This is a genomic window from Metabacillus mangrovi, assembly GCF_009711125.1.
Taxonomy (GTDB): Bacteria; Bacillota; Bacilli; order Bacillales; family Bacillaceae; genus Metabacillus_B; species Metabacillus_B mangrovi.
In genome coordinates this window covers 45,333-57,663 of record NZ_WMIB01000023.1, presented here as the reverse complement: position 1 = coordinate 57,663, position 12,331 = coordinate 45,333, and the positions used below count along the sequence as shown (strand labels likewise).

The window sequence follows — 12,331 nt, the reverse complement described above, 5'->3', positions numbered from 1 at the left end:
CCAAAGACTTATCCATGGGAGTCAGACTGCGAGTGATAAGATCCGTAGTCGAAAGGGAAACAGCCCAGACCACCAGCACAGAATTATAAAGACATGAAGGGCAAAGTGATGGATGAGCTGAAAAAAGCATTCCGTCCGGAGTTTATCAACCGGATCGATGAAATCATCGTCTTCCATTCTCTTGAGAAGAAACACTTGAAAGAGATTGTCACGTTAATGTCCGGCCAGCTGACAAAACGCTTGGCTGAACTTGATTTGTCCCTGACTTTGACCGATGCAGCAATCGATAAGATCACTGAAGAGGGTGTTGACCTTGAGTATGGGGCGAGACCGCTCCGCAGGGCGATTCAGAAGCACGTAGAGGACCGTCTTTCTGAAGAGCTTCTCAGAGGCAACATTGAAAAGGGCCAGAATGTGACACTCGATGTAGAAGACAACGAGTTCGTTGTTAAACAGGCAGAAAGATTAAATCAGTAATGGATAAAGCAGAGGCATCTCGAATCCGGATGCCTCGCTTTCTTCTTTTCAACGACTGAAGGAAAAAAGAGAGGTTTGTAGCATGGCAAAGACAAAGACGAAGTTTATGTGCCAGTCCTGCGGATATGAATCGGCCAAATGGATGGGGAAGTGCCCGGGCTGCGGAGCCTGGAACACGATGGCCGAAGAAACATTCAAAACAGGTGCAGGGCCTAAAAGAGGCTCTTTTCAGCACTCTGCTCAAACTGCCCAGAAAGCTGCACCGATAACAAAGATCGAAACGGCCTCAGAACCCCGCATCATGACAAAAATGAAGGAACTGAACCGTGTGCTCGGCAACGGAATCGTAAAAGGATCGCTTGTTTTAATCGGCGGAGACCCGGGGATCGGAAAATCCACCCTTCTCCTGCAGGTGTCCTCCCAGCTCGCAGATCTTGGCAACAGGGTCCTTTATATTTCAGGTGAGGAATCGGTTAAGCAAACGAAGCTCAGGGCGGACAGACTGGATGTAAGTTCGGATGAACTGCTCGTCTTAGCTGAAACGGACATGGAGTTTATTACGAAAGCGATCGATGAAGCAGGACCTGCATTTGTCGTAATCGATTCCATCCAGACTGTTTACCAAAGCGAGATAACCTCAGCACCGGGAAGTGTTTCCCAGGTGAGGGAGTGTACAGCAGAACTGATGAGGATAGCGAAAACAAAGGGGATCGCTGTTTTTATTGTCGGACACGTCACAAAGGAAGGCTCTATCGCGGGCCCGAGGCTTCTTGAGCATATGGTGGATGCTGTACTCTATTTCGAGGGAGAACGGCACCATACATACCGGATCCTGAGGGCGGTCAAAAACCGGTTTGGCTCCACGAATGAAATGGGGATTTTTGAAATGAAGGAAGCGGGACTTGCAGAAGTCTTGAATCCATCAGAAATATTCCTTGAGGAACGGTCCAAAGGGGCGGCAGGATCAACTGTTGTGGCTTCTATGGAAGGAACAAGGCCTGTGCTCGTCGAAATACAAGCATTAATCTCCCCAACAAGCTTTGGAAATCCGAGGCGGATGGCAACAGGTATCGATCATAACCGCGTTCCGCTTCTCATGGCCGTATTGGAAAAGCGGGTCGGACTGCTGCTGCAGAACCAGGATGCCTATTTAAAGGTGGCAGGCGGAGTGAAGCTGGATGAGCCTGCGATTGACCTTGCAGTGGCTGTCAGCATCGCATCCAGCTTTCGGGACGTGCCGACGAATCCGATGGACATCATCATCGGCGAGGTAGGGCTGACCGGCGAGGTGAGAAGAGTATCAAGAATCGAGCAAAGGGTTCAGGAAGCAGCCAAGCTCGGCTTCAAGCGGGTCATCATTCCTGAAGCGAATATCGGAGGCTGGACAGCACCTGCAGGCTTGAAGGTGATCGGAGTAAAAAGTGTATCAGAAGCATTGCAGCATTCACTGGGGGGATAAATCGGCATGCTGGATAAACAGAAATCAGCGAGATACCTAAAAGATATCCTGCGGTTCATAGCACCCGGCACACCCATACGCGAAGGAATCGAAAATGTTCTGAGAGCGAAGACGGGCGGACTGATCGTACTGGGCTACAACGAAAAAATAAAAGATATAGTGGATGGCGGTTTTCATATTCATTCCGCATTTTCGCCTGCCCATCTGTATGAGCTGGCCAAAATGGACGGAGCCATTATTTTAAGTGATTCCGGGAACAAGATCCTTTTTGCCAACGCCCAGCTCGTTCCCGATGCCGATATCCCCTCTTCTGAGACCGGGATGAGGCACAGGACGGCTGAAAGAGTGGCAAAGCAGACCGGATGCCTTGTAATTGCCATTTCGCAGCGGAGAAATGTGATCACTCTATACCATGGAGAGCATAAGTATTCACTTCGGGACATCGGGGTTATCCTTGTAAAAGCTAATCAGGCGATTCAGACACTGGAGAAATACAAAACGGTGTTTGACCAGTCCATTGCGAGTCTCAATGCTCTGGAATTCGAGGAATTGGTTACATATGGGGAAGTGCTTCACGTCCTGCACAGGATCGAGATGGTGCTGCGGATTAAGAATGAAATCATCACATACATCAATGAGCTTGGGACAGAGGGGCGTCTGATCAGACTTCAGATGAGCGAGCTATTGACAGATATTGAAGGAGAAACGATCCTGCTGATCAAGGACTACAGCCTAAACCGGCTTCAGGATCCGCGAGCTGTGCTGAAGCAGCTTCAGGAACTGGCAAACTTTGATTTGCTGGAGGATTCAGTGCTGTTTAAACTGCTCGGTCATCCCCACTATACCAAGACGGAAGATACCATCCTGCCGAGAGGCTACCGGATTCTCAGCAAAATTCAGCGCTTGCCGCCTTCAATTATTGACAATCTTGTGACAAGGTTCCTTAATTTGAAACGGATCTTTGAAGCATCCGTAGAACAGTTGGATGAAGTAGATGGAATTGGTGAGATCCGTGCCCGGAAAATTAAAGAAGGGCTGAAAAGAATGCAGCAGCAGTCCCTGATTGACCGCTGAGGTTTCTTTTTAGAGAAAGAAGGGTATATCTTACTTGTTTAAACTGCTTAAATCCCCGGTTTGTTTTCATTCCGGTTACAAATTTTGAAAAGATGGCAAGTTCGCGTTTTAATTCTTGCATTCTGTTTATAATGGTTAAAAGGAGGTGAAGGTATGTTAAAGCGAATTGTTCAGATTTTCTTTCTGATCACAGGAGGAGTTTTAGGGATTTTCTTTATGCCCGCATTACTGACTTTAATGAATATACAGGACATACCTTTTTTAAATAACCCGTATACACTGGCTATAGCAGGGGCTGTTGTGTTTTTTCTGGCAACATTCTGGCTCGTGGATTACGCTGTCAATTGGATTAAAAAGTGGGAAGAGTCCCTCGTAAAAGCTCCGGTAACAGATGTGCTGTTCGGAAGTCTCGGATTAGTTTTTGGACTCATAATTGCTTTTCTTCTTGTTAATGTTATTCCATTCCAGGGGATTCCGTATATGTTCAGCACGATTATCCCTGTGTTCTTAACGCTGCTCTTGGGCTATCTTGGCTTCCAGGTAGGCTTTAAAAAGAAAGAAGAATTGATCGGACTTTTCTCTCTGCCTGCCCGGATCAACAAGAAAAAAGGGACAGCTGAAGAGGAAACGGAGTATGAAGATAAGAAGCTGAAAATCCTTGATACGAGTGTTATCATTGACGGAAGGATCGCTGATATCTGCCAGACAGGATTCCTTGAAGGAACGATTGTCATCCCGCAGTTTGTACTGGGTGAACTGCAGCATATTGCTGATTCATCTGATGTGCTGAAGCGGAACCGCGGACGCCGGGGTCTGGACATCCTCAACCGGATCCAGAAAGAGCTTGCCATTAAGGTTGAAATTTACGAAGGCGACTTCGAAGAAATTCAGGAAGTCGACAGCAAGCTTGTAAAGCTGGCAAAGCTCACTTCCGGTGTAGTGGTCACAAACGACTTTAACTTGAATAAGGTGTGCGAGCTTCAAAATGTTGCCGTTTTAAACATTAACGATCTTGCAAACGCTGTGAAGCCGGTCGTACTTCCGGGCGAAGAGATGAAGGTGCAGGTTATCAAAGACGGGAAAGAGCACAATCAGGGTGTTGCTTACCTGGATGACGGTACGATGATCGTCGTGGAAGACGGACGGAATTATATAGGCAAGCATATTGATGTGCTGGTGACCTCGGTGCTGCAGACATCTGCAGGACGGATGATCTTTGCGAAGCCGAAGCTTCTGGAAAAAGCACTGTAAAGTTAGGAGAAACGAGATGAACTATGAAGTCGTCATACCGGCAGCGGGTCAGGGGAAGCGGATGAATGCGGGCAAAAACAAGCAGTTTATTGAGCTTGAGGGAAAGCCTGTCATCGCCCATACCATTGAAGTATTTGAAGCGGATCCTTCCTGCACCGGGATTATCCTCGTGATCAACGAGGCTGAACACGGCGAATTCATGGAAATGATCCAGCGATTCTCTTTTTCCAAAGTGAAGAAACTGGCAGGCGGCGGAGCCGAGCGTCAGGAGAGCGTGTACAACGGTTTAAAGCATGCTTCTACTGATATTGTGTTCGTGCACGACGGAGCCAGGCCTTTCATTGAAAACCCGGTCCTAAAAGAGCTGGCAGCGGCAGCGGAGCTTGATGGCGCCGCTACGCTCGCCGTCCCGGTCAAGGATACAATCAAAAGGGTGGAAAATGGAGAAGTGCTGGAGACAGTGGAACGATCAAGCTTGTGGGCGGTTCAGACCCCACAGGCTTTTCGTCTTTCTGCTATCCTTAAAGCCCATGAAGACGCCGTTGTGCATCATTATCAGGGAACCGATGATGCCAGCCTGATCGAGCGGATGAATCAGAAAGTCACGGTCGTTACCGGATCTTATGCAAATTTGAAACTGACTACACCAGAGGATCTGCTGATCGCAGAGGCCATTCTGAAACAGAGAAAAGGGGAAGCAAAAGATGATACGAATCGGACAGGGTTTTGATGTTCACCAGCTGACAGAGGAAAGACCGCTGATTATCGGAGGAATTGAGATTCCTTATGAGAAAGGCCTGCTCGGCCATTCGGATGCAGATGTCCTGCTGCATACTGTAGCGGATGCGTGTCTCGGAGCCATTGCGGAGGGGGATATCGGCAGGCATTTTCCCGATACAGACCCGGAATTTAAAGACGCAGACTCTGCAAAACTATTGAGCCATGTCTGGAATCTGGTAAAAGAAAAGGGCTACAAGCTCGGGAACATTGATTGCACCATCATCGCGCAGAAGCCTAAAATGGCTCCATATATCGGGCAGATGCAGGAGAGAATTGCAGAGCTGCTTGAGGCCGAAAAGGATCAGGTGAATGTAAAAGCAACGACAACGGAAAAGCTTGGCTTTACAGGCCGTCAGGAAGGAATCGCCTCCCAGGCTGCTGTCCTGCTAGTTAAGGCATAATCCGCTTTGTGCAGCCCCAAAAATAGTGATAAAATGAGGATAACCTAATTTACGGATCTGTGGAGGTAAACAAAATGAGTGAAATCCGTGTGCGCTATGCACCGAGTCCAACCGGACATTTACATATTGGAAATGCAAGAACTGCGCTGTTCAACTATCTTTTTGCCAAAAGCCAAAACGGCAAATTTATCATCCGGATTGAAGATACGGATAAGAAACGGAATATTGAGGGCGGCGAGGAAAGCCAGCTTAAACATCTTAAATGGCTCGGAATGGACTGGGATGAAAGCATTGATGTGGGCGGCGAGTACGGCCCGTACCGTCAGTCCGAGCGAACAGAAATATACAGGAAGTATTATGAAGAGCTTCTTGAAAAAAACCTTGCCTATAAATGCTACTGCACAGAGGAAGAACTTGAGCAGGAGCGTGAGGAGCAGATTGCACGCGGTGAGATGCCGCGCTATTCCGGCAAGTGTTCAAACCTGACAGAAGAGGAGCGGGCGGAGCTTGAAGCGGAGGGCCGCGAGCCGAGTATCCGTTTCCGTGTTCCGAAAGGTCAGGTCATCACATTCAAAGATATCGTGAAAGAGGACGTGTCTTTTGAATCGGATGGCATCGGAGATTTCGTCATCGTGAAAAAAGATGGCACTCCTACCTACAATTTCGCTGTTGCAGCGGATGATCATCTGATGAAGATCTCCCACATTCTTCGCGGAGATGATCATATTTCCAACACTCCAAAGCAAATCATGATTTACGAAGCGTTTGGATGGGATATTCCTGTATTCGGCCACATGACACTGATTGTGAACGAAAGCAGGAAAAAATTAAGCAAGCGGGACGAGTCCATCATCCAGTTTATTGAGCAGTATAAGGATCTAGGCTACCTGCCGGAGGCTCTTTTCAATTTTATCGCCATGCTTGGCTGGTCTCCTGTCGGCGAAGAAGAAATTTTCTCGCGGGAGCAGTTCACGGAGATTTTCGACCCGAACCGTCTTTCTGTTTCCCCTGCGGTATTTGATACACAAAAGCTGACGTGGATGAACAACCAGTACATGAAGCAGCTGGACGCCGAGACCGTAGCGGAGCTTGCCCTTCCTCATCTCGCAAAAGCGGGGCGAATCAGCGAAAACCCGGCAGAAGAAGAAATGGTCTGGGTGAAAAAGCTGATCGCGCTTTATCAGGATCAAATGAGCTATGGCGCTGAAATAGTCGAGCTTTCCGAACTGTTCTTCAAGGATGAGATCGAATACAACCGCGAAGCAAGAAGCGTACTGGATGAAGAACAGGTTCCGGAAGTGATGGCTGCATTTAAAGAAGAGCTTGAAAAGCTCGAGAGCTTTACGGCTGATGAAATCAAAGCTTCCATCAAAGCGGTCCAAAAGTCCACAGGCCATAAAGGCAAGAAGCTGTTCATGCCGATCCGTGTTGCGGTTACAGGCCAGACTCACGGTCCTGAGCTTCCGCAGGCGATCGAGCTGATCGGCCGGGAAAAAGTTTTAGCGCGTGCCGCGAGTTTAATGCGTTAACATTTAGCATAAAATATAATATAGTGTAGATAATAGTTAAAACGTTGAAGAGGATAGTAGAGAACGGATTTCCTTTCCAGAGAGAACCTCCAAGGCTGCGAGAGGTTGAGTGAAACTGTTCTTGAAGTGCACCTTCCGAGTCTTTTGCCGAACCTTTCAGTAAGCAAAAGCGTCCGCTCCGCGTTATGGAGATAAAGTTGAGGGCCTGCTTGTTTTTTTGGCCCTAAACAGAGTGGAACCGCGCATCCAGGCGTCTCTGTCTATGTACAGAGGCGTCTTTTTATTTTGCGTATACCTGTGAAGCCTGCTATCCATACGAAAAAAGGGAGGGAGAAACAGTGTTCAAGCTGCTGAAAGAAGATATAGATGTTGTTTTCGACCAGGATCCGGCTGCACGCAGCTACCTGGAAGTCCTTCTGACCTACTCGGGTTTGCATGCTGTTTGGTCACACCGCCTTGCCCACGCTTTTTACAAGAAGAAATTGTATTTTGCAGCAAGAGCCATTTCCCAAATCAGCCGCTTTTTTACCGGAATTGAAATTCATCCGGGTGCAAAAATCGGACGGCGTTTTTTCATTGATCACGGGATGGGGGTCGTCATCGGGGAAACCTGTGAAATCGGGGATAATGTTACCGTTTTTCAGGGGGTGACTCTCGGTGGTACAGGGAAAGAAAAAGGGAAGCGGCATCCGACGATAAAAGATAACGCCCTTATCGCTACAGGCGCTAAGGTTCTTGGATCGATCACCATCGGGGTGAATTCTAAAATCGGAGCGGGATCAGTCGTCCTGCAGGATGTGCCGGACCACTCAACGGTTGTCGGTATTCCGGGGCGTGTCGTGATCCGCAACGGAATGAAAATCAAGCGGGACTTGAATCACACCGATCTGCCTGATCCGGTTTCCGATAGATTCAGGATACTTGAAGAGGAAATTTTAAAATTAAAAGCTGAAATTGATCACATAAAAGAAGGGAAGAAAGAAGATGGGGATCAGGCTTTACAACACGCTGACTCGCGCAAAGGAAGCATTTGAACCGCTTGAAGAAGGAAAGGTAAAGATGTATGTGTGCGGTCCGACCGTCTATAACTACATCCATATCGGAAATGCCCGTCCGGCAATCGTGTACGATACGGTCAGAAAGTATTTGGAATTCCGCGGATACGATGTGCAGTACGTTTCAAATTTCACGGATGTAGATGATAAATTGATTAAAGCAGCCAACGAGCTCGGTGTTGATGTGCCGTCCGTAGCGGAGCGTTTTATAGATGCCTATTTTGAAGATGTAACAGCACTTGGATGCAGCAAGGCTGATGTACATCCGCGAGTAACGGAAAATATGGACATTATTATTGAGTTTGTAGAGGCATTAATCAAAAAGGGCTTCGCCTATGAGTCCGGAGGCGACGTTTACTATAAGACCCGCGCTTTTGAAGGGTACGGCAAGCTGTCCCACCAATCCATCGATGAGCTCAGGTCCGGCGCGAGGATTGAAGTGGGGGAGAAAAAGCAGGATGCACTTGATTTCGTCCTCTGGAAAGCGGCAAAAGAAGGAGAAATTTCATGGGACAGTCCATGGGGCAAAGGCCGGCCGGGCTGGCACATCGAGTGCTCGGCGATGGCGCGCAAATACCTGGGTGACAGCATTGACATTCATGCCGGCGGACAGGATCTGACCTTCCCGCATCATGAAAATGAAATCGCCCAATCCGAAGCATTTACCGGAAAATCGTTCGCCAAATACTGGCTTCATAATGGATATATCAACATTGACAATGAAAAAATGTCGAAATCACTCGGAAACTTTGTGCTCGTACACGACATAATTCAACAATACGATCCGCAGCTTCTCCGGTTCTTCATGCTGTCCGTTCACTACCGCCATCCGATCAACTATTCGCAGGAGCTTCTTGAAAATACAAAGAATGGTTTCGCCCGCCTGAAAACAGCGTATGCCAATCTGAAGCACCGGAAAGAAAGCAGTGCGAACCTGGCGGAAGGAAATGAGGAATGGATCCGCAAAATCAAGGATCTGCGCGAACTCTTTATTAAAGAAATGGATGATGACTTCAATACAGCGAACGGCATCTCCGTTCTATTCGAACTTGCCCGTATATCTAATCTGTATATGCAGGAGGCCAATACATCAGAGGATGTAATTGAGGCGCTGCTGCGGGAATTCGGAGCACTGACTGAAGTACTCGGATTTTCCCTTGATGTGCAGGAGCTTTTGGATGAAGAAATCGATGCTCTCATTCAGAAAAGGATCCAGGCCCGCGCGGACCGTGACTTTGCCCTTTCTGATCAGATCCGTGATCAGCTGAAGGACATGAACATCATCCTTGAAGATACAGCACAGGGAACGCGATGGAAAAGAGGATAACACAATGAAAGAGCTTGACACCATCAAAAATGCGAGGCAGCTGAACAGCCTTGCGCTCGCTTATATGGGTGATGCCGTGTATGAAGTCTACATCCGGCATCATCTTCTCTCCAAAGGCTGGGCCCGCCCGAATGATCTGCACCGCTTTGCCCGTTCGTTCGTTTCGGCTAAAGCACAAGCGGAAGCCTTGAAGATCATGGATGAAACCGGCTTTTTCACAGAAAATGAGAAAGACATTCTCCGCAGAGGAAGAAATGCAAAATCGGGCACGGTACCGAAAAATACAGACTTGATCATATACAAATACAGTACATCCTTTGAAGCTCTGATCGGCTATCTTTTTTTAGAAAAAGAAGAGGACAGGCTGCATGAAATCGCCTGCAGAGCCATTGAATTACTGGAAGAAAGGAGGCAGATGGGATGAGCCAGGAAGAGTTTATTATCGGCAGAAACCCTGTTCTTGAAGCCTTGAGGTCGGAACGGGAGATTAACAAAGTATGGATGGCGGAGAATTCCATCAAGGGATCAGCCGGTCAGATCACTGCGGTTGCAAAGGAAAAAGGAATCATCGTCCAAACAGTCCCAAAACGCAAGCTTGATCAAATGGTGGAAGGAAACCATCAGGGGTTCGTAGCTTCAGTGGCAGCCTATGCATACAGCGAAATTGACGATATTCTAAATGCAGCAGAAGAAAAAGGGGAGGCTCCATTCATCATGATCCTCGATGAACTGGAGGATCCGCACAATCTTGGATCGATCATGCGTACAGCGGATGCGGCCGGAGTGCACGGAATCATCATTCCGAAGCGCAGAGCGGTAGGCCTTACGGCGACAGTGGCGAAAGCATCCACCGGAGCGATCGAGTATGTGCCGGTGGCAAGAGTGACAAACCTCTCCCGTGCGATTGAAGAATTGAAGGAAAAGGGAGTCTGGATCGCCGGAACAGATGCGAAAGGATCGGATGATTACAGGACTCTGGATGGTACGATGGCCATTGGCCTTGTCATCGGGAGTGAAGGAAAAGGAGTAAGCCGTCTTGTCAGGGAAAAATGTGATTTCCTGATCAACCTGCCGATGGCAGGACATGTTACCTCGCTGAATGCATCGGTCGCAGCAAGCCTGCTCATGTATGAGGTATACCGGAAGCGCCACCCGCTGGAGGGCTGACTGCAATGAATATTCTGCTTGTCGATGGATATAACATCATCGGTGCCTGGCCTGAGCTCAGAGGGCTTAAGAAAGATCACTTTCAGCAGGCCAGGGACCTGCTTATTCAAAAAATGGCGGAATACCAGGCTTACACAAAATACAGGGTCATCATCGTCTTTGACGCCCATCTCGCAAAAGGAATGGAAAAAAAGCATAAAAATTACCGGGTTGAAGTCATTTTCACGAAAGAAAATGAGACAGCTGACGAACGGATTGAAAAGCTTGCGTCGGAATTGAACGATATAAGGACCCAGATCCACGTAGCTACATCGGATTATACAGAGCAATGGGCGATCTTCGGCCAGGGCGCTCTCCGCAAATCTGCCAGAGAGCTGCTCGCCGAAATGGAAGCAATTGAAAAAGGCATCACGAAAAAACTGAAGCGGATGGAAAATGAACGGCCTTCCTCAAAGATTTCTTTGTCGGATGATGTCATCAAAACCTTTGAGAAATGGCGCCGCGGAGACCTATAATGATATTGCGGTTCCAAATTTTGTGCTGTATAATATGGCTATCTATGTGCGGTCGGGGGGATCGGGCTTGAATACACAAATCAGCAAGGGGTATCTCAGCAAGGAAGATTTTCAGTTTCTGGATGACGAGCAGATTGTGGAATTGGTTCATAATGGAGATAGTGATGCACTGGATTATCTGATTACAAAGTACCGTAATTTTGTTAGGGCGAAGGCGAGATCTTATTTCCTGATCGGAGCTGACCGGGAAGACATTGTCCAGGAGGGCATGATCGGTTTGTATAAAGCAATCCGAGATTTCAGAGAGGACAAGCTTACCTCTTTCAAAGCTTTTGCAGAGCTATGCATTACCCGCCAGATTATTACCGCTATCAAAACAGCAACCCGCCAAAAACATATTCCGCTTAACTCCTATGTTTCTCTGGACAAGCCTATTTATGATGATGAGTCGGACCGGACGCTTATGGATGTCATTTCCGGCGCCAAGATTATGGATCCTGAAGAACTCTTTATCAACCAGGAAGAGTTTGATGATATTGAAGTGAAAATGGCAGAGCTCCTGAGTGATCTGGAAAGGAAAGTGCTTTCCCTTTATCTTGACGGAAGATCCTATCAGGAAATTTCCGAAGAGCTGAACCGCCATGTTAAATCCATCGATAACGCACTGCAGCGCGTAAAAAGGAAGCTTGAAAGATATTTGGAACTCCGCGAATTAAGCATGTGACAAAATCGATGTTTTATTGACAGGAAAAACCACGCTGTGATACATTTTGTAAAGATATGAAAGATGGCGGAAGGTGTCCAGCATGAGAAAAAAAGTAGTTTTAGGCTGTACGGAATGCGGAAGCCGCAACTATACAACGATGAAAAGCACATCGAACACAGCTGATCGCCTCGAAATGAAAAAATTCTGCGGTGTCTGCAATGCGCATACAAATCACCGCGAGACGAAATAGGACTTATCTCACTATTTATTCCAGTTTTCTTTTGTCATTGCCAAAGGACAGGCATCAGCCAGAGGCCCAGCCGGAGCCTTCCAAAGCCGGAAGAGGGCATCTTGAGCATTTTCTTTATTTTTGGAGGTTACGAAATGGGACGTATTACAAATTTTTTCGGCGATGTCGGCCGTGAGATGAAGAAAGTAAGCTGGCCGAAAGGCAAAGAGCTTACGAGATATACCATCACGGTGATTGCGACAGTCGTCTTTGCAACTGTGTTCTTTGCAATCGTGGATTTAGGCATTTCCGAGCTTGTTCGATTAATTATTGGCTGATTATTGAATAAAACAGGATTTTC

At 47.5% G+C, this 12,331-nt stretch carries 14 protein-coding genes, 1 pseudogene and 1 other annotated feature; all 15 genes and pseudogenes read left to right on the top strand.

The annotated features are described in order from the left end of the window. Window positions 1–78: 78 nt before the first annotated feature. Window positions 79–477 (top strand): annotated as a pseudogene (locus GKZ89_RS17265) (ATP-dependent Clp protease ATP-binding subunit ClpC); the annotation flags it as partial. Window positions 478–559: 82 nt separating this feature from the next. Further along, window positions 560–1,936, top strand: a complete 1,377-nt coding sequence (radA, locus tag GKZ89_RS17260; protein ID WP_155113654.1) for a DNA repair protein RadA — start codon at window positions 560–562, stop codon at window positions 1,934–1,936. Window positions 1,937–1,942: 6 nt separating this feature from the next. Further along, window positions 1,943–3,010 carry a DNA integrity scanning diadenylate cyclase DisA gene (gene disA, locus GKZ89_RS17255; protein WP_155113653.1) on the top strand — a complete coding sequence of 356 codons (1,068 nt, stop codon included), beginning with the start codon at window positions 1,943–1,945 and terminating at the stop codon, window positions 3,008–3,010. 153 nt (window positions 3,011–3,163) lie between these two features. Then, on the top strand, window positions 3,164–4,261 hold the full coding sequence (locus tag GKZ89_RS17250; protein WP_155113652.1) for a PIN/TRAM domain-containing protein: 1,098 nt from the start codon (window positions 3,164–3,166) through the stop codon (window positions 4,259–4,261). 16 nt (window positions 4,262–4,277) lie between these two features. Beyond that, window positions 4,278–4,991 (top strand): 2-C-methyl-D-erythritol 4-phosphate cytidylyltransferase, encoded by a 714-nt coding sequence (gene ispD / locus GKZ89_RS17245; protein WP_155113651.1) that lies wholly within the window; start codon window positions 4,278–4,280, stop codon window positions 4,989–4,991. Continuing rightward, window positions 4,966–5,442, top strand: coding sequence for a 2-C-methyl-D-erythritol 2,4-cyclodiphosphate synthase (gene ispF / locus GKZ89_RS17240; RefSeq protein WP_155113650.1), 477 nt, complete (start codon window positions 4,966–4,968; stop codon window positions 5,440–5,442). The genes ispD and ispF overlap by 26 nt, the downstream gene beginning before the upstream one ends. A 74-nt stretch (window positions 5,443–5,516) precedes the next feature. Then, window positions 5,517–6,971: a glutamate--tRNA ligase gene (gltX, locus tag GKZ89_RS17235; RefSeq protein ID WP_155113649.1), complete on the top strand. Its 1,455-nt coding sequence runs from the start codon at window positions 5,517–5,519 to the stop codon at window positions 6,969–6,971. 35 nt (window positions 6,972–7,006) lie between these two features. Then, window positions 7,007–7,232 (top strand) — a binding site (T-box leader). Between the two features lie 77 nt (window positions 7,233–7,309). Then, the gene (gene cysE / locus GKZ89_RS17230) at window positions 7,310–8,005 is read left to right on the top strand and encodes a serine O-acetyltransferase (RefSeq protein ID WP_162357024.1); all 696 of its coding nucleotides are present in this window, start codon (window positions 7,310–7,312) and stop codon (window positions 8,003–8,005) included. Further along, on the top strand, window positions 7,956–9,353 hold the full coding sequence (cysS, locus tag GKZ89_RS17225; protein WP_155113648.1) for a cysteine--tRNA ligase: 1,398 nt from the start codon (window positions 7,956–7,958) through the stop codon (window positions 9,351–9,353). The genes cysE and cysS overlap by 50 nt, the downstream gene beginning before the upstream one ends. 4 nt (window positions 9,354–9,357) lie before the next feature. After that, complete coding sequence (locus GKZ89_RS17220) at window positions 9,358–9,777, top strand: Mini-ribonuclease 3 (RefSeq protein WP_155113647.1); 420 nt, start codon at window positions 9,358–9,360, stop codon at window positions 9,775–9,777. Further along, entirely contained in the window at window positions 9,774–10,520 is a 747-nt protein-coding gene (rlmB, locus tag GKZ89_RS17215; RefSeq protein WP_155113646.1) for a 23S rRNA (guanosine(2251)-2'-O)-methyltransferase RlmB, read from the top strand. The genes GKZ89_RS17220 and rlmB overlap by 4 nt, the downstream gene beginning before the upstream one ends. A 5-nt stretch (window positions 10,521–10,525) precedes the next feature. Further along, complete coding sequence (locus tag GKZ89_RS17210) at window positions 10,526–11,035, top strand: NYN domain-containing protein (RefSeq protein WP_155113645.1); 510 nt, start codon at window positions 10,526–10,528, stop codon at window positions 11,033–11,035. 67 nt (window positions 11,036–11,102) lie between these two features. Next, window positions 11,103–11,759, top strand: coding sequence for an RNA polymerase sporulation sigma factor SigH (gene sigH / locus GKZ89_RS17205; RefSeq protein WP_155113644.1), 657 nt, complete (start codon window positions 11,103–11,105; stop codon window positions 11,757–11,759). A gap of 82 nt (window positions 11,760–11,841) precedes the next feature. Continuing rightward, window positions 11,842–11,991, top strand: coding sequence for a 50S ribosomal protein L33 (rpmG, locus tag GKZ89_RS17200; RefSeq protein WP_155113643.1), 150 nt, complete (start codon window positions 11,842–11,844; stop codon window positions 11,989–11,991). A gap of 134 nt (window positions 11,992–12,125) precedes the next feature. Further along, the gene (gene secE, locus GKZ89_RS17195; RefSeq protein WP_155113642.1) at window positions 12,126–12,308 is read left to right on the top strand and encodes a preprotein translocase subunit SecE; all 183 of its coding nucleotides are present in this window, start codon (window positions 12,126–12,128) and stop codon (window positions 12,306–12,308) included. Window positions 12,309–12,331 lie beyond the last annotated feature (23 nt).